Origin of the sequence: Haemophilus haemolyticus, assembly GCF_003493605.1 — a bacterium.
GTDB classification, from domain to species: domain Bacteria; phylum Pseudomonadota; class Gammaproteobacteria; order Enterobacterales; family Pasteurellaceae; genus Haemophilus; species Haemophilus haemolyticus_J.
Genome location: NZ_QQKA01000001.1, coordinates 198,370 through 217,572, shown reverse-complemented (window position 1 = coordinate 217,572; position 19,203 = coordinate 198,370). Strand labels below are relative to the sequence as shown.

Sequence of the window (19,203 nt, the reverse complement as noted above, 5' to 3'; positions counted from 1 at the left end):
AACTGATCGGATTTCTTTATTCTGAAACCACTAAAAACAAGTGCTATCTTAAATAGCCGACATCTATTTTGCTTTCCGAGTAGTGCCCCATTGGGGCACTTTTTTTATGCTTATTTACAGAATAAAAAATCCCTTTCGTGAGAAAGGGATTTTAATTATCTAAATTACATTTTTTCTACGGTTTTAATACCGAGTAACTCTAAACCTTGTTTCAAGGTTTTTTCCGTTAATAATGCTAATTTCAAACGACTTAATTTTACGGCCTCATCTTCAGCATTTAAAATTGGGCAATGCTCGTAGAATGACGAGAAGATGCCTGCTAGTTCGTATAAATAAGCACAAAGCACGTGTGGTGTGCCTTCTTTTCCGACAGTCTGCACGGCTTCTTCAAATTGTAGAAGTTTGATTGCAAGCGTTCTTTCTTTATCATCTTTAATAGTTAAAGGTGCAGCCAAAAGTGCGGTCGAATTTATATTAGTTTTATTAAAGATCGAACGAATACGGGTGTAAGCATATTGCATATAAGGTGCAGTGTTGCCTTCGAAACTTAACATATTATCCCAATCAAAAACGTAATCAGTAGTACGGTTTTTGGAGAGATCTGCATATTTCACCGCACCAATACCGACAGCCTCAATCACGGCTTCTTTTTCATCATTAGATAAATTGGTATTTTTTTCATTAATTAATACAGTGGCGCGTTCGATGGCTTCATCTAATAGATCGGCTAATTTTACCGTGCCACCAGTACGAGTTTTAAATGGCTTGCCATCTTTACCAAGCATCATCCCAAAGTTTTTATGCTCTAATGAGAAACTGTCTGGTACATAACCTGCTTTACGAGTAATTAACCAAGCTTGTTGCATATGTTGGCTTTGGCGAGTATCTGAAAAAACAAGTACGCGATTAGCTTTTAATGTTTCATAACGATATTTTGCTGCAGCTATATCGGTTGTAGTGTAAAGAAAACCGCCGTCTTTTTTCTGAACGATTACGCCCATTGGGTCGCCATCTTTATTTTTAAATTCATCTAAATAAACAACCAATGCACCATCATTTTCTACAGCCAAACCTTGTTTTTTAAGATCTTCTACAATGCTTGGTAACATAGGATTATAAAGACTTTCGCCCATTACATCTTTCTCGGTTAAAGTGACGTTTAAGCGATCATAGTTATGCTGATTTTGTTGCATAGTAATATCGACTAAACGTTTCCACATAGCTCGACAATATTCATCTCCACTTTGTAATTTCACGACGTAATTACGCGCTTTTTCTGCGAATACTTCATCTTCATCGTAATGTTTTTTGGCTTCGCGATAAAAGGCTTCAAGATCTTGTAATTCCATTTCACTGGCGTGTTCGTTTTGCATTTTTTCAAGATAAGCAATAAGCATTCCGAATTGCGTTCCCCAGTCGCCTACGTGATTAGCGCGGATGACATTGTGACCTAAAAACTCAAGGGTTCTAGCTACAGCATCGCCGATTATTGTAGAGCGTAAATGACCTACGTGCATTTCTTTTGCTACGTTTGGAGAGGAATAATCAATCACAACTGTTTGTTTATTGGTAGCTTGAATACCTAAATTTTTGTGGGAAAGTGCAGCTGAAATTTCAGTTGCTAGCCAAGTTGGATTTAAGAAAATATTGATAAAACCTGGGCCTGCAATTTCTAATTTTTCTGCAATATCAGATAGTTGAAGATTATCTAAAACTTTTTGAGCAAATTCTCGTGGATTTAAACCTAATTTTTTTGCTGCAGCCATAATGCCATTGGCTTGATAATCGCCAAATTGTGGTTTGCCTGATTGACGAACAAGCGCATCGCAAGATTGATCAGCTCCTGCAAGAATCATCGCTTGTTTAATTTTATCGGATAGAATAGATTGAATATTCACGTTTTTTCCTATGTTCAAATTGAATAATAAAAATAATCAGTTATGATACCGTTCTTTGTATATTTCTCAAAGGGACAAAATGACAAATTTACAGGAAAATTTGACCGCACTTTCAGCAGATTTAGCAATATTTGAAAGAAAAATTCAGCATTTAGCCAAAGAAATGACAATAGATTTGTCTCATTATGAAATCGATCACCTTGCATTACGGGTAAATAGTGAGCAAAGTGCTAAAAATTGGCTGATACTTTTATTAAAGTGCGGTAGAATTTTATCTGATAATATTGTTAATGGTCGTAAGATTTATCTTATTGAATTAGAAAAACCAGTTAAATTTGCCAATCAATTTGTGGATATTATTGAACTTCCACTTCCTAAAAATAAAAAATATCCAATTGAAGGTTGGGAACATATTGAGATTGTAGTGCCATTTTTACCGAATGAATCGATAAATGAATGGATTGACCGTGTTAATATGTATTTTTTATGGGACAAATTAACTCAATTAACCATTAAAGTGAGCGAGCCTAAAGTGGATGGCGAGAGATTACCTAATCCATCTATTGCAGTAAGTTTTGTTGATAAGACATCAAATCATACTTGTATTAAGGTTCATCCTTATTCTATAAAGAAAATACTCGAGGTTTAGCAAAATGAAAAAATTATCTCTTGCATTAGCGGTTTTAGCAGCTGTAGGTTTAAGCGCTTGTTCTTCTTTCCAAAAAGATGAAAATGCTTATAAAGGTCAAATCGTTTTTAGTCAAATGGAAGGTGAAAATCTTAAATTAACCATCCGTAAAAATAATTGTTCAGGTAATCAACAAGAAGGTGAGCAAGTTGTGCTTACTCACAAGTATGATTCAACCTTGGTTGTGGGGGCTTGTGTTTTAGTATCAGAGAATGGTAATACTAAAAACATTTCAACTTTTTCTCCGAGAAATCCACTTTAATTCCTTTTCAGAGGGAACATAGCATATAAAAAAAACAAGTATGGCATTAGCACTGTTAGTTGCTTTTAGTGTAACTGGTTGTGCAAATACTGATGTTTTCAGCGGTGATGTTTATAGTGCGTCTCAAGCTAAAGAAGCTCGTTCAATTACTTATGGTACGATTGTTTCTGTGCGTCCTGTTAAAATCCAAGCGGATAATCAAGGTGTTGTTGGTACGCTTGGTGGTGCTTTAGGTGGTATTGCAGGTAGTGCAATTGGCGGTGGTCGTGATCAAGCTATTGCTGCAGTAGTTGGCGCAATCGGCGGAGCAGTAGCTGGAAGCAAAATCGAAGAAAAAATGAGTCAAGTAAACGGTGCTGAACTTGTAATTAAGAAAGATGACGGTCAAGAGATCGTTGTTGTTCAAAAGGCTGACAGCAGTTTTGTAGCTGGTCGCCGAGTTCGTATTGTTGGTGGTGGCTCAAACTTAAATGTTTCTGTGCTATAACTAATAGCGTTAACGCTTAATATATTATTAATCAGCGTCTTAACTTAATCAGTTAAGGCGCTGATTTTTTTATTATTAAACATACAAAAAACAATCAATTAAAAATTGCTATATCTATTCATAACATCTTAAAGATAAATTTAAAGGACTAAATCCTATAATAAATATGGAATTTAGTCCTTTATATAAAATTATAATTGTTTAAATATTTTATATTAAATAAACAATTAACGCCATGCTTTAAATTGATTAATTAACCCATTGGTTGAACTGTCATGACTTGCTACTTTTTCAGAATCTGTTAATTCAGGAAGAATTCTGTTTGCAAGTTGTTTGCCTAGTTCTACACCCCATTGATCGAAGCTAAAGATATTAAAAATGACACCTTGTACGAAGATTTTATGTTCATACATAGCAATTAATGCTCCCAAGGTAAATGGCGTGATTTTTTGAACGAGAATCGAATTAGTTGGCTTATTACCAGTGAATACTTTAAATGGAACGATATTTTTTACATCATCCAAAGATTTACCCGCTTTTACAAATTCAGCCTCAACTTCCTCTTTTGTTTTTCCGAATGCTAATGCTTCTGTTTGTGCGAAGAAGTTAGAAAGCAATTTATTGTGATGATCTGCCAATGGGTTATGGCTTTGGGCTGGCGCAATAAAATCACAAGGAATTAAAGTAGTGCCTTGGTGAATTAATTGATAGAACGCGTGTTGTCCGTTTGTACCAGGTTCTCCCCAAATGATAGGGCCAGTTTGATAATTTTTAATGACATTGCCATCACGATCGACATATTTACCATTTGATTCCATATTACCTTGTTGGAAATAAGCCGCAAAGCGATGTAAATATTGATCATAAGGTAATATCGCTTCTGTTTGTGCACCAAGGAAATTAGTATTCCATAAACCAACTAATGCTAAAGTGGTAGGAATATTTTTTTCAATTGGAGTAGAGCGGAAATGTTTATCCATTTCATGCGCACCATTCAATAGCTCTTCAAAGTTTTCAAAGCCAATTGATAGTGCAATTGAAAGACCAATAGCCGACCACAAAGAGTAACGGCCACCAACCCAATCCCAAAATTCAAACATGTTATTGGTATCAATACCAAATTTTTCTACATCTTTGGCATTGGTTGATAATGCTGCGAAATGTTTTGCAACCGCACTTTCATCTTTCGCTGCTTTCAGTAGCCAATCACGTGCACTTTGCGCATTTGTCATGGTTTCTTGAGTGGTAAACGTTTTAGATGCCACTAAGAAAAGAGTGGTTTCTGGATTTACTTTTTTTAAGGTCTCCGCAATATGTGTACCATCCACATTTGAAACAAAGTGCATATTTAGATGATTTTTATATGGGCGAAGTGCTTCGGTTACCATATAAGGACCTAAATCAGAGCCACCAATACCAATATTCACAACATCAGTAATGGCTTTTCCTGTATAGCCTTTCCATTCTCCCGAAATGATACGCTGGCAGAAATCTTTCATTTTAGCTAGCACAGCATTGACTTCAGGCATAACATCTTTACCATCAACAAGCACTGGCGTATTAGCGCGATTGCGGAGTGCGGTATGTAGCACAGCACGATTTTCAGTACGATTGATTTTATCGCCAGTAAACATTGCTTCTTTTGCGCTATCAAGAGAGCATTCTTGAGCAAGTTGGCGAAGAAGTGAAAGGGTTGTTTGATTGATATTATTTTTGGAAAAATCTACAAGAATTTGGTTATTGAATGTTAAAGAATAATCGTCAAAACGATTTTTTTCTTGTTTAAATAAATCTTGGATAGTAGTGTTTGATAATTCAGCTTTGTGTGCTTCAAGAGCTTTCCACGCTTGGGTGTGAGTTGGGTTAATATTTTTCATAGTATTTCCTTTCATTAAAAATAATTGAAATTTTAACCGCACTTTCTGGGATTTTTATTAGAGAGGGAATGAATCCCTCTTTTCAGAAAATGCAGTGATTAACAGATTAATCAATATATTCAGTTATAACACGCGGAGTTAATTTTGTAATTAGCTCGTAGCTTAAAATTCCTGTGAATTTAGCTACGGTTTCAATAGGTAATTCCTTACCCCATAGAATTACTTCATCACCTACTTGATCTTGGCTATCAGGTCCTAAATCAACGGTTAACATATCCATTGAAACCCTTCCAACGATTGGCACGATACGACCATTCAAATAAACAGGCGTGCCTTCAGGCACATCTCGAGGATATCCATCGCCATAGCCAATAGCCACAACGCCGATTTTTGTATCATGTGAACTTGTCCAAATGCCACCGTATCCAACAGGTTCACCTTGTTTATGGTTACGAACAGCAATCAATGATGAAGTTAAATTCATCACTGGCGTTAAACCAAATTCAGCGCCGACGGTATCGGTTGGTGAAATGCCATACATAATAATACCTGGGCGGATACATTCCAGATGAGATTCAGGCCAGAAGAGAATGCCGCCTGACGCAGCAATAGTACGTTCATCTTGTTTATCTTTTGTGGCGGATAAAAAGCGGTTGATTTGAAGTTGGGTATAATTGGATTCTAATTCATCAGCGCGACTAAAATGGCTAACAAAGCCTAAGTGCGGTTGAATATATGGAAGTTTTTTAAGTTCATTATAGAAAAAATCCACTTCATCTAATGCAACACCTAAACGATGCATGCCTGTGTCTATTTTTAACCAAACTTTAATTGGGCTTGGTAAATTCGCACGTTTTAGTGCTTCCAATTGTTCACGATTATGTACGATAGTTTCAATATTATTGACTGCTAAGACGGGCAAATCTTGTTCATTAAAAAAGCCTTCAAGTAATAAAATCGGTTTAGTAATACCATTGGAACGTAATGCCAGAGCCTCTTCTAAACGCGCCACGCCAAAGCAATCAACATTTTGTTCTAAAGTTGATGCGACAAACACAACGCCGTGACCATAGGCGTTTGCTTTAACCACAGCGATGATTTTACTATTTGGTGCTTTTTGTTTAATTATTTCTAAATTTTGTTTTAAGGCGTGCGAGCTAATTTTCGCTGTCGCCGGTTTTACATTCATTGTTATTCCTTAATAATCATCATGATATTCACGTTGTTCGGCGAGATTGTCGAAGCGTGAGAATTGCCCATTAAATTTTAACCGCACTCGACCAATCGGGCCGTTACGCTGTTTACCGATAATAATTTCTGCAACCCCTTTATCTTCCGAGTTATCGTTATAGACTTCATCTCGGTAAATAAACATAATCAAGTCTGCATCTTGTTCAATAGAGCCAGATTCACGTAAATCTGAGTTTACAGGGCGTTTGTCCGCACGTTGTTCTAAAGTACGATTTAACTGAGAAAGGGCGACTACTGGCACTTGTAATTCTTTAGCGAGCGCTTTGAGGGAACGGGAAATTTCTGCGATTTCTAGTGTTCGGTTATCTGAAAATGCGGGTGCGCGCATTAATTGCAAATAATCCACCATAATCATACTTAATCCACCATTCTCACGATAAACTCGGCGTGCGCGCGAACGAACGTCGGTAGGAGTTAAACCTGAAGAATCATCGATAAAAAGATTATTTTTTTGCTTGAACATTCCCACTACGCTGGCAATTTTGTTCCATTCGATTTCATCTAAATTTTGACCTGTTCGGATTTTAGTTTGATCAACGCGAGCAAGGGATGCGATCATACGCATCATAATTTGTTCTGCGGGCATTTCTAAACTAAATACTAAAACGGGTTTTTCGCTTGCCATTGCGGCATTTTCGCAAAGGTTCATGGCGAAAGTAGTTTTACCCATTGACGGACGTGCTGCAACGATAATTAAGTCAGAAGGCTGTAAACCTGCCGTTTTTTTATCAAGATCAGTGAAACCTGTCGTAATGCCCGTTACACCTGAATGATTTTCAAGTTTGCTTAAAATATCGATTTTTTCAATGGTACTTTCCAGCACATTGATCACATTTTGTGGGCCTTCGCTAGAAGTAGTCCGTTTTTCTGCAATCGCAAACACTTCACGTTCAGCCTCATCAAGAATTAACTTGATATCTTGCCCTTTGGGAGAATAGCTATTTTCAGCAATGCGATTTCCTACCGAAATAAGTTCTCGTAATATGGCTTTCTCGCGCACAATATCTGCATAGGCCAAAATATTAATTGCGTTCGGAGTATTATTGGAAAGTTCAGCTAGATAGGCAAATCCACCCACTTCATCGCTTACACCACGGCTTCTTAAGGCTTGATCTAGCGTAATTAAATCAATAGGTGATTGATTACGCATTAGATGTTCCATTTCTGTAAAAATTAGACGATGCTGAAAAGTATAAAAATCGTCAGCAATCACACGTTCAGCAATGCCATCCCAATGTTGATTGCTCAGCATGATGCCACCCAACACGGCTTGTTCAGCCTCAAGTGAGTGCGGTGGAATACTTATTTGTGCCGTTTTTTTGTCAGAAGATTTGATTTGAGGTTGTGAGGCCATAGGACTTATTTCGATACTAGAATGTCGCCTATGATACCGCAAATATCTATTGGATTTAAGTGAAAAGTGCGGTGAAAAAAGGAAATAAAAAATGGTGGAAAAATCCACCGCTCTTTCATTTTAACGTATTTAGATTGTTGATTATTCAACAATTAATGTACGACATACGTTGGTTTGTGTCGCACCTTGACCACCGTGAGTAACAAGCACTAAATCCCCAGTAGATAAGTAACCTTTTTCTTTTAATGATTGAAGTGCTACTTTTGCACTGGTTTCTGTGCGGCTATCTTCACCATGATAAACTGGAGTTACACCACGGTATAGTGCACAAAGGTTTAACGTTTCTTGGTTACGAGATAAGGCAAAGATTGGTAAGCCAGAGCTAATGCGTGACATTAATAATGGAGTACGGCCTGTGCTAGTTAAAGTGACGATTGCTGCAACACCTTTCATGTGGTTTGCTGCATACATTGCAGACATAGCAACAGACTCTTCAATGGTTTCAAATTCTTTATCCATACGGTGACGAGAAACGTTAATGCTTGGCATTTTTTCTGCACCTAAACATACGCCAGCCATTGCTGCTACTGTTTCAGAAGGATATTGACCAGCAGCCGTTTCTGCAGAAAGCATAACTGCATCAGTACCGTCTAATACTGCGTTTGCAACGTCCATTACTTCAGCACGAGTTGGCATTGGGTTGCTAATCATTGATTCCATCATTTGAGTCGCTGTAATTACAGCACGATTTAATTGACGTGAACGACGGATTAATTTTTTCTGTACACCGACTAATTCAGGATCACCGATTTCTACACCTAAGTCACCACGAGCAACCATAATTACGTCAGATGCTAAAATGATATCGTCCATTGCCTCATCATTAGCTACGGTTTCTGCACGTTCAACTTTAGCAACGATTTTTGCATTTAAACCAGCTTGTTGAGCAAGTTCACGCGCATAATTTAGGTCAGCACTTGAACGAGGGAAAGAAACGGCTAAGAAATCAACGCCAATGCGTGCCGCTGTAATAATGTCTGCTTTATCTTTTTCTGTTAATGCATCTGCAGATAAACCACCGCCTAATTTGTTGATACCTTTATTATTTGATAATGGTCCCCCAACAGTAACTTCAGTGAAAACTTTTGCTCCATCAGTTGATAATACTTTTAATTGAACACGACCATCATCTAATAAAAGAATATCGCCCGGCACAACATCTTGTGGAAGCGTTTTATAGTCTAAACCAACGGATTCTTGAGTGCCTTCGCCTTTTGGTAACTCTGCATCAAGAATGAATTTATCGCCAACGCTTAAGAAAATTTTACCGTCTTTAAAGGTAGAAACACGAATTTTAGGACCTTGTAAATCACCTAAGATTGCCACGGTTTTACCTAATTTTTTCGCGATAGAACGTACACGTTCTGCTCGTTCGATATGATCTTCAGGTGTACCGTGAGAGAAGTTCATACGAACTACGTTAGCACCCGCTGCGATAATTTTTTCAAGATTGTTATCACGGTCAGTTGATGGGCCCATAGTACATACAATCTTCGTTCTTCTTAGTCTTCTAGACATTATTTACTCCGTCAATAATCACAAAATTTTAAAGATACTATTTTACTTGGCTACATATTAGCCAGATGAAAAATTGGTGCGCATTATACGCTTAAAAAATTTGGAAATCAAAAACAGCCCTGTTATTTAAGGTAATACTGTTTACTTTTTTGCCAGTTATCTCGAGTTTTAAGAAAAATACTTGTTTTCAGATTAAAAATATCTATAATTCCAAACACTTTATGCAGTGCGACTATAGCTCAGTTGGTTAGAGCACCACCTTGACATGGTGGGGGTCACTGGTTCGAGTCCAGCTAGTCGCACCAATTAACCCTTTCATAACCCCGTGAAACTAATCGCGGGGTTTTGTTTTATCCAGGTTTTATGAGTAATATAAGAGAACAATAAATTGTTCCTATATAAAAACGGCTAAAAATATTTCTATTTTTAGCCGCGCTTTTTAATTTTCTTCTTTATTTTCTTTAAATAAGCCTGATGTGCCCTCCGAATAATCTCTAGGCTGTTCATTTTGAGATTTATCTGTTGCAGTAATTAACTGTTGGGTGAATAAACCTTTGTGATCTTTTTCGCCCAGTAAATTATTGGAGGAAGTTGCGTAGTGGCGATAAAGTTTTTGATAATCGTTAATTAAGGTTTTGAATAACTCAGCACTTTCTGCAAAATGTTTTTCGATTTGCGCCTTTTGTGTATCAAGTTGGGTTTTGACTGTTTTTAATTCAGCCTCTGTTTTAGCTTGATGTTTTACGGATCCTTTGGTTAAACGCACAATAATGTAACCAATAAATAACCCAACAATAAAAGCGATACCAATTGCTACCCAAATTTCATTTGTCCAATTTTCCATAATATTCTCCTGTTTATTCGGCTTAAAAAACTAACAAGTTGCAATAATAACAATTTCAACTTTCCAACGAGGATCCGCTAATTTAGCTTCCACTGTCGCTCGACTTGGTGGGCTAACATGATCGACCCATTCATCCCAAGCTTGATTTAATTGTGCATAATCTTGCATGTCTGCCAAGAAAATTTGTGCGGTTAAAATGTTGCTTTTATTGGAGCCAATTTCTGCTAACAATTTATCAATTAAACCTAATACTTCTTTGGTTTGTTCGTAGGCATTTTGCTCGATGGTTAATTCTGGAACTTGCCCTGCAAAATAGGCGAGGTTGTTATGAATTGAAACTTCACTTAAACGTGCACTGGGTAAAATGCGTTGAATTGTCATAGGGTTCTCCTTTGGGGTATTTTCTTCTATTCTAAATAGCGTTTACCACTTTGTAAAATCCTCTTTACTAGGCTAGAATACCCGATAATTATTCTCAATTATTTAATCATTATGAAACTGCTTATCTCTAATCAGCATGGCGCTATTGTTATGGCATTGGTGCCTTTTATTTACGGCATGTTACTTGCCAATCCTGTATGGGCGCACGTATTTTTACTATTAGGATGGTTTTCGCTTTATTTGATGACGTATCCTTTTTTGAATTTATTTAAAGGTAAAAATCTTGAGTTATACAAAAAATGGTCTGTGATTTATTTTGCTGCCGCCGTGATTTTGGCGATTCCGGCGTTAATTTATAATTGGCAAGTGCTGTATTTTATGTTTGCCATGCTGCCGTTTGTCGTGGTAAACATTTATTTCACCAAGAAAAAAGATGAGCGCAATTTATGGAATGATTTAGCGGGGATCTTAATTTTTGCCCTAGCAGGAATGGGATCTTATTATTTTTCTGACCGCACTTTTGATGAAAAAATGCTTTGGGTAGCGATTTATCCAACATTATTTTTTATTGGAACAACACTTTATGTGAAATCTATGATGCGTGAGCGAAAAAATCCACGTTATTTTTGGGCGTCAGTAATTTTTCACTTATTATGTGTGCTGATTTTTGTGGTTTCGCAACAATTTATTTTAGCATTAGCTTTTGTCCCTGGATTAGTGCGAGCGGTTTATCTGCCCACTAAAAAGCTCTCTGTTATGCAAGTTGGACTAACCGAATTTGCGATTACTGCCGTGTTTTTTATTTTACTTTTAATAGCAACCTTGTAAATGAAACTGAAGTTATTTTTTCATACAGTATTACTTTCTTGTAGCTTGCCTATTTGGGCGATGAAAACCGTTGATATTACAGCGAGTTCGAAAATGGATGATCAAGCAAGAATGAATTTGGCACAAGACTTTGCCAATAAACAACAATGGATCTCTGTTTTCGATATTATGTATCCGATGGCTTTAGAAGGAAATATCACCGCTCAAAGCAATCTAGGTATGTTATATAACCTTGGGCGTGGTACAGTGAGAGATTACGAAAAGGCTTATTGGTGGTTTAGCGAAGCGGCAGAGAAGGGCAGCGTGAAAGGGCTAAATAACCTTGGCGTTATGTATCTACGTGGCGATTACGTCAAACAAAATACAGAGCAAGCCATTAAGCTTTTTGAACGTACAGCTCGAGCTAAAGATACGGATGCGATGATGATGTTAAGCAATATTTATCGCTCGCAAAACCAACCTGAAAAATCATTGGAATGGTTGAAGAAAGCTGCTGACTTAGGTAATAAGGAAGCAAAACAGCGTTTATCTAATCAGCCATAATCTAAAAGTGCGGTTATTTTAATCGCACAAATTTCACGCCACTATGTTGCAATAGCAATTTCATTGGATCTTCATCATTCGAGACTGTTTTCTCACGTAATTCAATTAATTTCATCCGCAAATGGGCGAGTTCATGAATTCGTATGGCCACTTCTTTAATATGTTTGTCTAACACGCGATTTATTTCTTCTGCTTGTTGTTTGGAGGCATTTTCTAAATTCAGTAGGCTTTTTATTTCACTTAATGAAATATCTAGATTTCGGCAGTTACAAATAAACGATAAACGTTGTAAATGTTCTTCATTATATTGCCGAAAATTGCCTGAAGTGCGTTTTGGGGGCGGGATTAAACCCTGTTGTTCATAATAACGAATGGTTTCTACGGTACAGCCTAGGGCTTTAGCAAGTGCTCCAATTTTCATCAATTTCCTTAAAAAATGACTTGACTCTAAAGTTACTTCATATTTTATCATGCATTCAGATTTTCTTAAACAAAAACAAACAAGGAGTATCCAAAATGGAATTAAAAAAAATCGCAGTGGGATTAACCGCACTTTTAGGTATGTCTGTTGCTAACGCTCACAATGTTTGGCTTGAACCTGCTTCAGCTAAAGGTGAATACGTGGTGAAATTTGGACATGAACAAACTGAAACCTATCCAGAATCTAAACTTAAATCTATCCAAGCCTTAAATGCGCAAGGAAAATTAACTGCCGTTGATTACCAATTCAGAAATGGCGAAGCCTATCTTATGCCTAAATCAGATTTAGTATTCGTTCATTTCGATAATGGCGTATGGTCAAAATTACCAAGCGGTAAATACGTTGAAAAAACAAAACGTGAAGAACCAACAGCAGAATTTAGTACCAATCCTGTTAAATTTGGTAAAGCGATTTTGAAATGGGATGCTGAATCTTTCAAATCTCATCAACAAGCTTACGAATTGATTCCTCAAGAAAAAGCACAAGCGAACAAACCACTTTCTATCCTTGTGTTACATAATGGCAAACCAGTTCAAGGCATTAAAGTGGGCGTGAGTGAAGATGCTCCGTTCAATTTAACTAATGAAAAAGGTATCGCTCAATTTACGCCAACTAAAGGTTTCAACAAAGTATGGGCAGAGTTTGAGGAAAAAGTAACTAATAATGCGGATTACGATCGTCGCTCTGTAGAATATATGTTAACTTTTGATGCGCAATAATATGGATTTGGGATGAAGAAAATTGTTTTTTTAACCGCACTTTTTGCGGCTTGCTATCTCCCGAATGCTTATGCCCACGCGCTTTATGTGTTTGCCCAATATGATGGGCAAACACTCTCTGGTAAATCCTATTATTCTGATATGACCCCAGCAGCTGAAACTTATTTAGAAGTTTTCCGATCAGGTGTTTCTGATCCTGTTTTAACTGGAAAAACAGACCGCCAAGGTGCATTTAAGCTTTCGATTGCTGATGTGCCACATACAACCTTAAAAGTTGTGGTGGAAGGCGATGAAGGACACCGTGCGTCAGTGGTTGCCGCTCATACATCTGCCGAAAATCAAAGCGGTGCAGATTTAATGCTTCTTCGTGAAGATATTGCGCATTTAAAAGATAAAATTTATTTGCATGATATTTTAGGCGGAATCGGTTATATCGTTGGTATTGCTGGACTTATTGCTTTACGTAATGCGCGTAAAATTAAACAAGGACGTATTTAATGCATTTATCTGAAGGCGTGTTACATACGCCTATTTTATTAGCTGGCGCAGTGCTTGCTGTTGCTGGCATTGCCGTGGGGTTACGTCGTTTAGAATCAGAACGTTTACCGCTCACCGCACTTTTTGCGGCTGCATTTTTTGTGGCAGGAACCATTCATGTACCTGTAGGAATTGGTAGCGTGCATTTAATTTTAAATGGAATGGCTGGTTTATTTCTTGGGTGGGCTGTTTTTCCTGCATTCCTCATTGCACTTTTATTGCAAGTCATCTTCTTTTCTTTTGGCGGATTTGCAGTGTTAGGTGTTAATCTTTGCGTGATGGCAACGCCAGCGGTGATTGCTCATTATCTTTTCCGTTCTCGTTTACAACCGAACATGGCTTTAAGAGATCGCTTATTAGTCGGTATTGGTGCTGGCGTTATTGGCGTTGGCGGAGCAGGGGCGCTTGCTTCTTTTGTGCTGATGTTAGATGGTGGAAAAAGTTATCTGAATCTTGTTTGGCTCTTGCTAGTCTCTCATATTCCGGTATTTATTTTGGATAGTATTATCAGCGTAGGAGTGATTACCTTGCTTGGTAAAATGTATCCTGAAGTCATGAATCGTACCGAGAATGTCTCTTAATGAAAATTCACTGCTTGTTTCAACCGCACTTTAGGTTGGTTTATCTGTTTATCTGGGGGCTAATCATCAGTGGATTGAGTGATCTCACTTGGCTTATTCCCCTTAATGTGCTTGCTGTTTCTCTCTTTTTTATTTCACTGCAGTTCAGTCAAAAATCTTTTTTGCCTTACCTTAAACGTTGGTTTGCTTTAATCATTTTTATTGCTTTAATGTGGGCGACATTAAGTTGGAAAATTGGAGAAAATGGCATTGAACTCAATTTTCAAGGTATAGAATTAGCAGAAAAATTGAGTTTGCGGACTCATTTATTGTTGATTTCACTTTGGCTTTTTTTGTGGAATATTAATGATGCGGTGCTTGTTCAAGCTATTGGTAAATTGCCTTTACCAGAAAAATTAATTCAACTTTTTGTGCTGACTATACGTTACATTGCACTGCTTGGCGAATTGCGTCAAAAAATGGATATTGCCATGCGCGCTCGTGGATTTCGTCCTGGGCTTAATCGCCGAACCCTTTATGTGACGGCTCAAAGTGTCGCTTTATTATTGATTCATGCCCTGCTGAAAGCCGAAACGGCACAAATGGCTTTAAAATGTCGTGGTTTTCAGTTCGGAAAAAAGAGAGAAAAATAACATGTTAGCTGTAAATAATCTTTGTATAGAACGCAATGGTAGAGCAATTATTCAAGATTTGAGTTTTACCTTGGAAGGTCAAAAACGCCTTTTCGTACAAGGGGAAATTGGATCAGGAAAAACCACTTTACTGCTTGCTTTGTTGGGATTTGTTCCTGTAACCAAAGGTGAAATTAAACTATTTGGCCAAGTTTGTCGTGAAGAAAAAGATTTTGCACCGTTTCGTGGCACGATTGGTATTTGTTTTCAAAATGCCGATGATCAACTTTTTGGCCCAACAGTATTAGATGATATTGCCTTTGGTCCATTAAATCAAAACGTGCCTATAGAGCAGGCGTATCATATTGCAGAACAGCAATTAGAACGTCTTGGTATTACACGTTTAAAAGATCGTATGGTACATACCTTATCTGGTGGTGAGAAAAATTTCACCGCACTTGCAGGTGTTTTAGCGATGCAACCAAAAATCTTATTATTAGATGAACCCACCAATGGATTAGATCGAAAAAATACTGAAAAATTGACCGCACTTTTGCGAGAACTTTCCTTACCCATTTTGATTTCATCCCATCATCATGGATTTATTAACGAATTAGCCACAGAAATTATTAGTTTATGATCTTCATCAAAAAGCCGAATTTTGATTGTGCTATGCTTGTTGCAAATTTGTTGACAAAGCTAAGGGTTTTGAGTGTTTTAAACATCATTTCTGTTGAAAGTCAGTTTGAAATCTCAGCCCAAATAATCACATTAAAACGGAGGATTTATGTGTACAACCTGTGGCTGCGGACATCCAGAGCAAGTCCGTATTGGTGAATTACCTCATACTCATGATGATCAAGGAAGTCATCAATCAGGTACGCCAAACTTTTCACATTCAACATTTCATTTCAATAAACCAGTCGATTCAGACGATACTCAAAAACGTTTGTTAAAAATCGAACAAGATGTTCTTGGAAAAAATAATCAACTCGCGGATCACAACCGAGCATTCTTTGCGAAACAACATATTTTAGCTTTGAATCTTGTATCGAGTCCGGGTTCAGGCAAAACCACACTTTTAACGACGACGCTAAATGCCCTCAAAAATGACCGCACTTGTTATGTAATCGAAGGCGATCAACAAACTGAAAATGATGCAGATCGTATTCGTGCTACTGGCGTGCCGGCTATTCAAGTAAATACAGGCAAAGGCTGCCACTTGGATGCACAAATGATTAGCGAAGCAATGGTAAAATTAAGACCTCAAGCTGACAGTATTATGTTTATCGAAAATGTGGGAAATTTAGTTTGTCCATCTGAATTTGATCTGGGTGAAAAAGCGAAAGTGGTGATTTTATCAGTGACAGAAGGCGAAGATAAACCGCTTAAATACCCGCATATGTTTGCCGCATCAAGTTTAATGATTTTAAATAAAGTGGATTTATTACCTTACTTGAAATTTGATGTAGAACAATGCATTGCTAATGCAAAACGTGTGAATCCGAATATTGAAGTGATTCAACTTTCCGCTACCACAGAACAAGGTCTCAGTGAGTGGTTAAATTGGCTAGAACAACAACGTAAACAAGGATAATCGATGCGATTTGTTGATGAATTTCGCGATCCTGAACTTGCCCGTAGTTTAGTGGCGCAACTTGAAAAATTGATGGAAAAAATGCCGCACTTTACGGCGCAGAATCCATTGTATTTAATGGAAGTATGTGGCGGGCATACCCATACGATTTTTAAATTTGGATTGGATCGGCTATTGCCAAAAAGTATCGAATTTATTCATGGCCCAGGTTGTCCTGTCTGTGTGCTTCCGATGGGACGTATTGATGTTTGTATTGAAATTGCACTAAAACCAGATGTTATTTTCTGTACCTTTGGTGATGCAATGCGGGTGAAAGGTCGCAAAGGTTCGCTTTTAGAAGCAAAAGCGAAAGGCGCAGATGTTCGCATTGTGTATTCTCCTTTGGATGCATTGAATATTGCACAAAATAATCCGAATAAAAAAGTCGTCTTTTTTTCCTTAGGATTTGAAACGACGATGCCGAGCACAGCAGTGACGCTTCAACAAGCCAAAAAACTAGGAACAAAAAATTTCTGGATTGTTTGCCAAAACATCACAATTATTCCAACGTTACATAGCTTGCTAGCACAAGATCAAGTCAAAATTGATGGTTTTCTTGCGCCAGGGCATGTGAGTATGGTGATTGGTTCATCGCCTTATCAAGGGATTGTCGATAAATATCACAAACCTTTTGTGATTACAGGTTTTGAACCTTTAGATATTTTGCAGGCGATTGTGATGTTAGTGCAGCAATTTGTTGATGGCCGTTGTGAAATCGAAAATCAATATAAACGCATTGTTGATGATCACGGAAATGCTTTAGCCCAACGTTCAATGCAAGAAGTATTCCAGCTTAAAGCAAGCAGTGAATGGCGTGGCTTGGGAGAAATTGAACAATCAGGCGTGGAATTGACAGATGCTTATCGTGAATTTGATGCCGAAATTTATTTCCAAAGCCAAGCGCAACAGGTGGCGGATGATCCTAATTCTCGTTGCGGCGATGTCTTGACTGGGCGTTGTAAACCATCTGATTGCCCATTATTTGGCACAGGTTGTAATCCAGATAATGCTTATGGCGCATTAATGGTTTCTTCCGAAGGTGCATGTGCAGCCTATTATCAATATCGGAGAGAATAAAATGAGCGAATTTATCACAATGGCGCACGGTAATGGCGGTGCTGCCATGCAGAAATTGATCCAAGATTATTTTGTTGAAGCCTTTGCCAATCCAATTTTGGCGCAAGGGGAAGATCAGGCAAGAATTCCATTAACCGAATTAGCAAAGCAAGGCGAAACACTGTCATTTAGCACGGATAGTTTTGTGATTGATCCCATTTTTTTCCCTGGTGGTAACATCGGGAAATTAGCAGTGTGCGGCACTGCAAATGATGTGGCGGTGTGCGGTGCGATGCCAAAATACTTATCCTGTGGCTTTATTTTGGAGGAAGGCTTGCCGCTTGCGGATCTTAAAGCAATTATTCAATCAATGGCTGAAACCGCAAAAGCTGCGGGCATTCAGGTGGTTACCGGCGATACAAAAGTGGTACAAAAAGGCGCAGTGGATAAGATTTTTATCAATACCAGTGGAATTGGAGTTATTCCTCAAAATTTGGATTGGGGTGTTCATAACATTCAGGCTGGCGATAAAATCATTGTTAGCGGCACTATTGGGGATCATGGCGCAACAATTTTAAATTTACGAGAAAAATTGGGTATCCAAACGGATCTTCACAGTGATTGCGCCGTGCTTTATCCATTGATTGAAAATTTACGCGAAGTAGATGGTGTGAAAGCAGTTCGAGATGCGACCCGTGGGGGAGTCAATGCTGTTTTGCATGAATTTGCACAGGCACAACAGCTAGGGATTAATATTGATGAACAAGCCTTACCAATTCGCCAAGAAGTGCGAGGAATTTGTGAATTACTTGGTCTTGAAGCATTAAACTTCGCTAATGAAGGCAAGCTTGTTATCGTTGCTTCAGCTGAAAAAACACCAGAAATTTTGACCGCACTTCGTTGTCATCCATTAGGTGAAAATGCGGCTGTGATTGGTGAAGTGACAACCGATAAAAAAGTGCGTTTAGTAGGCATTTTTGGACAAAGTCGATTGTTAGATTTACCAACAAATGAACCATTACCAAGAATTTGTTAATGATTAAATAAAATTAAAGCCTTGATAATCAAGGCTTTAGTTTTTTTTGTTTGGTGGAGCTGGGGGGAGTTGAACCCCCGTCCGAAATTACTCTACCTTCAGTACTACACGTTTAGTCTCGTCTTTAATTTCACTTAAGCATGCGGACAGACACGCTAAACTTAAGCTAGTTTGATTCAATTTAGTGCTTCGATCCTCAAACGGCGACTTCCACACGATCTCGTTTTGGTTTGACTCCGCGTTATCCCCGTCTTACGAGCGGAAGCTGGGGCGCGAAGGCTAAATGCAGGTTATTAAGCTGCTAAAGCGTATTGTTCGTCGTTTGCGACTATTTTTTTGCGGTTTATTTACGAGGCCTACCGCACCTCGACGTGCACCTTGGGCTTCGCTAATCCCGTCGAATCCTGAATCAGCCCCAAAATTGCGTGTTAGTCTAACAAAAAAAGAAAGGTAGGGAAAGTTGAGATTGATTGAATTGCTGCTTTAAAGGGCATTTATAAAAGGTTAAATTGCAAGGATATTAATTTAAGTGTATATTTAAACAGTTGTTTGCTT

Annotated in this window: 21 protein-coding genes, 1 tRNA gene and 1 other RNA gene; 14 read left to right on the top strand and 9 right to left on the bottom strand. The window is 38.0% G+C overall.

All coding sequences use genetic code 11. The annotated features are described in order from the left end of the window. Nucleotides 1-164: 164 nt before the first annotated feature. Nucleotides 165-1,898 carry an arginine--tRNA ligase gene (gene argS / locus DV424_RS01060; RefSeq protein ID WP_118858762.1) on the bottom strand — a complete coding sequence of 578 codons (1,734 nt, stop codon included), beginning with the start codon at nt 1,896-1,898 and terminating at the stop codon, nt 165-167. A gap of 79 nt (nt 1,899-1,977) precedes the next feature. Here argS and DV424_RS01055 point away from each other — a divergent pair, with 79 nt between their 5' ends. The 3 genes from DV424_RS01055 to DV424_RS01045 are packed head-to-tail and all read left to right on the top strand — an operon-like array spanning nt 1,978 to nt 3,335. Beyond that, entirely contained in the window at nt 1,978-2,547 is a 570-nt protein-coding gene (locus tag DV424_RS01055) for a VOC family protein (protein ID WP_118858761.1), read from the top strand. A gap of 4 nt (nt 2,548-2,551) precedes the next feature. Beyond that, the gene (locus DV424_RS01050; protein WP_114908984.1) at nt 2,552-2,848 is read left to right on the top strand and encodes a hypothetical protein; all 297 of its coding nucleotides are present in this window, start codon (nt 2,552-2,554) and stop codon (nt 2,846-2,848) included. 25 nt (nt 2,849-2,873) lie between these two features. Next, nucleotides 2,874-3,335, top strand: coding sequence for an outer membrane lipoprotein (locus DV424_RS01045; protein WP_118858760.1), 462 nt, complete (start codon nt 2,874-2,876; stop codon nt 3,333-3,335). 227 nt (nt 3,336-3,562) lie between these two features. Here DV424_RS01045 and pgi read toward each other — a convergent pair whose 3' ends face one another. The 4 genes from pgi to pyk form a co-directional block, all read right to left on the bottom strand. Next, nucleotides 3,563-5,212 (bottom strand): glucose-6-phosphate isomerase, encoded by a 1,650-nt coding sequence (gene pgi / locus DV424_RS01040; protein WP_118858759.1) that lies wholly within the window; start codon nt 5,210-5,212, stop codon nt 3,563-3,565. A 106-nt stretch (nt 5,213-5,318) separates the two neighbouring features. Further along, nucleotides 5,319-6,401, bottom strand: a complete 1,083-nt coding sequence (gene alr / locus DV424_RS01035) for an alanine racemase (protein WP_118858758.1) — start codon at nt 6,399-6,401, stop codon at nt 5,319-5,321. A 9-nt stretch (nt 6,402-6,410) separates the two neighbouring features. Further along, entirely contained in the window at nt 6,411-7,826 is a 1,416-nt protein-coding gene (locus DV424_RS01030) for a replicative DNA helicase (protein WP_272941228.1), read from the bottom strand. A gap of 132 nt (nt 7,827-7,958) precedes the next feature. Continuing rightward, complete coding sequence (gene pyk, locus DV424_RS01025) at nt 7,959-9,395, bottom strand: pyruvate kinase (RefSeq protein WP_118858756.1); 1,437 nt, start codon at nt 9,393-9,395, stop codon at nt 7,959-7,961. Nucleotides 9,396-9,623: 228 nt separating this feature from the next. Here pyk and DV424_RS01020 point away from each other — a divergent pair. Beyond that, nucleotides 9,624-9,700: transfer RNA gene (locus DV424_RS01020), tRNA-Val, on the top strand. A 134-nt stretch (nt 9,701-9,834) separates the two neighbouring features. Here DV424_RS01020 and DV424_RS01015 read toward each other — a convergent pair. After that, a complete protein-coding gene (locus DV424_RS01015; RefSeq protein WP_013527781.1) occupies nt 9,835-10,239 on the bottom strand; it encodes a Z-ring associated ZapG family protein in 405 nt (134 codons plus the stop codon). A gap of 30 nt (nt 10,240-10,269) precedes the next feature. Next, nucleotides 10,270-10,620 carry a RidA family protein gene (locus tag DV424_RS01010; protein WP_005629055.1) on the bottom strand — a complete coding sequence of 117 codons (351 nt, stop codon included), beginning with the start codon at nt 10,618-10,620 and terminating at the stop codon, nt 10,270-10,272. Nucleotides 10,621-10,731: 111 nt separating this feature from the next. Here DV424_RS01010 and DV424_RS01005 point away from each other — a divergent pair, with 111 nt between their 5' ends. Both DV424_RS01005 and DV424_RS01000 read left to right on the top strand, forming a co-directional pair. Further along, nucleotides 10,732-11,448: a YwiC-like family protein gene (locus tag DV424_RS01005; RefSeq protein WP_118858755.1), complete on the top strand. Its 717-nt coding sequence runs from the start codon at nt 10,732-10,734 to the stop codon at nt 11,446-11,448. Further along, nucleotides 11,449-11,991, top strand: a complete 543-nt coding sequence (locus DV424_RS01000) for a tetratricopeptide repeat protein (RefSeq protein WP_118858754.1) — start codon at nt 11,449-11,451, stop codon at nt 11,989-11,991. A gap of 13 nt (nt 11,992-12,004) precedes the next feature. Here DV424_RS01000 and DV424_RS00995 read toward each other — a convergent pair whose 3' ends face one another. After that, complete coding sequence (locus DV424_RS00995; RefSeq protein WP_118858753.1) at nt 12,005-12,412, bottom strand: Cd(II)/Pb(II)-responsive transcriptional regulator; 408 nt, start codon at nt 12,410-12,412, stop codon at nt 12,005-12,007. Between the two features lie 95 nt (nt 12,413-12,507). Between DV424_RS00995 and DV424_RS00990 the strand changes: the two genes are divergently transcribed. The 8 genes from DV424_RS00990 to hypE all read left to right on the top strand — a co-directional run bounded on the left by DV424_RS00990 (nt 12,508) and on the right by hypE (nt 18,648). Further along, nucleotides 12,508-13,191, top strand: a complete 684-nt coding sequence (locus DV424_RS00990) for a DUF4198 domain-containing protein (protein WP_046949690.1) — start codon at nt 12,508-12,510, stop codon at nt 13,189-13,191. Nucleotides 13,192-13,203: 12 nt separating this feature from the next. Further along, entirely contained in the window at nt 13,204-13,689 is a 486-nt protein-coding gene (locus DV424_RS00985) for a hypothetical protein (RefSeq protein ID WP_005632431.1), read from the top strand. After that, on the top strand, nt 13,689-14,309 hold the full coding sequence (gene cbiM, locus DV424_RS00980; protein WP_118858752.1) for a cobalt transporter CbiM: 621 nt from the start codon (nt 13,689-13,691) through the stop codon (nt 14,307-14,309). The genes DV424_RS00985 and cbiM overlap by 1 nt, the downstream gene beginning before the upstream one ends. Further along, complete coding sequence (locus tag DV424_RS00975) at nt 14,309-14,941, top strand: energy-coupling factor transporter transmembrane component T family protein (RefSeq protein WP_118858751.1); 633 nt, start codon at nt 14,309-14,311, stop codon at nt 14,939-14,941. Before cbiM ends, DV424_RS00975 begins: the two co-directional genes overlap by 1 nt. Before the next feature lies 1 nt (nt 14,942). Then, nucleotides 14,943-15,560, top strand: a complete 618-nt coding sequence (locus DV424_RS00970; RefSeq protein WP_118858750.1) for an energy-coupling factor ABC transporter ATP-binding protein — start codon at nt 14,943-14,945, stop codon at nt 15,558-15,560. Between the two features lie 147 nt (nt 15,561-15,707). Beyond that, entirely contained in the window at nt 15,708-16,517 is an 810-nt protein-coding gene (hypB, locus tag DV424_RS00965; RefSeq protein WP_118858749.1) for a hydrogenase nickel incorporation protein HypB, read from the top strand. A gap of 3 nt (nt 16,518-16,520) precedes the next feature. Then, nucleotides 16,521-17,633: a hydrogenase formation protein HypD gene (gene hypD, locus DV424_RS00960; protein WP_005632422.1), complete on the top strand. Its 1,113-nt coding sequence runs from the start codon at nt 16,521-16,523 to the stop codon at nt 17,631-17,633. 1 nt (nt 17,634) lies between these two features. Continuing rightward, nucleotides 17,635-18,648 carry a hydrogenase expression/formation protein HypE gene (gene hypE, locus DV424_RS00955; protein WP_118858748.1) on the top strand — a complete coding sequence of 338 codons (1,014 nt, stop codon included), beginning with the start codon at nt 17,635-17,637 and terminating at the stop codon, nt 18,646-18,648. 51 nt (nt 18,649-18,699) lie between these two features. Here the strand turns inward: hypE and ssrA are convergent. Next, nucleotides 18,700-19,065: a transfer-messenger RNA gene (ssrA, locus tag DV424_RS00950) on the bottom strand. Between the last annotated feature and the right edge of the window lie 138 nt (nt 19,066-19,203).

What these genes read in the sequence shown, in the direction of transcription:
- DV424_RS01055 (WP_118858761.1), top strand. Translation starts at nt 1,978, where the DNA reads ATGACAAATTTACAGGAAAATTTGACCGCACTTTCAGCAGATTTAGCA.
- hypB (WP_118858749.1), top strand. Translation starts at nt 15,708, where the DNA reads ATGTGTACAACCTGTGGCTGCGGACATCCAGAGCAAGTCCGTATTGGT.
- DV424_RS01005 (WP_118858755.1), top strand. Translation starts at nt 10,732, where the DNA reads ATGAAACTGCTTATCTCTAATCAGCATGGCGCTATTGTTATGGCATTG.
- DV424_RS01010 (WP_005629055.1), bottom strand. Translation starts at nt 10,620, where the DNA reads ATGACAATTCAACGCATTTTACCCAGTGCACGTTTAAGTGAAGTTTCA.
- pyk (WP_118858756.1), bottom strand. Translation starts at nt 9,395, where the DNA reads ATGTCTAGAAGACTAAGAAGAACGAAGATTGTATGTACTATGGGCCCA.
- DV424_RS00995 (WP_118858753.1), bottom strand. Translation starts at nt 12,412, where the DNA reads ATGAAAATTGGAGCACTTGCTAAAGCCCTAGGCTGTACCGTAGAAACC.
- DV424_RS01015 (WP_013527781.1), bottom strand. Translation starts at nt 10,239, where the DNA reads ATGGAAAATTGGACAAATGAAATTTGGGTAGCAATTGGTATCGCTTTT.
- hypE (WP_118858748.1), top strand. Translation starts at nt 17,635, where the DNA reads ATGAGCGAATTTATCACAATGGCGCACGGTAATGGCGGTGCTGCCATG.
- DV424_RS00970 (WP_118858750.1), top strand. Translation starts at nt 14,943, where the DNA reads ATGTTAGCTGTAAATAATCTTTGTATAGAACGCAATGGTAGAGCAATT.
- pgi (WP_118858759.1), bottom strand. Translation starts at nt 5,212, where the DNA reads ATGAAAAATATTAACCCAACTCACACCCAAGCGTGGAAAGCTCTTGAA.
- hypD (WP_005632422.1), top strand. Translation starts at nt 16,521, where the DNA reads ATGCGATTTGTTGATGAATTTCGCGATCCTGAACTTGCCCGTAGTTTA.
- DV424_RS00975 (WP_118858751.1), top strand. Translation starts at nt 14,309, where the DNA reads ATGAAAATTCACTGCTTGTTTCAACCGCACTTTAGGTTGGTTTATCTG.
- alr (WP_118858758.1), bottom strand. Translation starts at nt 6,401, where the DNA reads ATGAATGTAAAACCGGCGACAGCGAAAATTAGCTCGCACGCCTTAAAA.
- DV424_RS01050 (WP_114908984.1), top strand. Translation starts at nt 2,552, where the DNA reads ATGAAAAAATTATCTCTTGCATTAGCGGTTTTAGCAGCTGTAGGTTTA.
- DV424_RS01000 (WP_118858754.1), top strand. Translation starts at nt 11,449, where the DNA reads ATGAAACTGAAGTTATTTTTTCATACAGTATTACTTTCTTGTAGCTTG.
- DV424_RS00985 (WP_005632431.1), top strand. Translation starts at nt 13,204, where the DNA reads ATGAAGAAAATTGTTTTTTTAACCGCACTTTTTGCGGCTTGCTATCTC.
- cbiM (WP_118858752.1), top strand. Translation starts at nt 13,689, where the DNA reads ATGCATTTATCTGAAGGCGTGTTACATACGCCTATTTTATTAGCTGGC.
- DV424_RS00990 (WP_046949690.1), top strand. Translation starts at nt 12,508, where the DNA reads ATGGAATTAAAAAAAATCGCAGTGGGATTAACCGCACTTTTAGGTATG.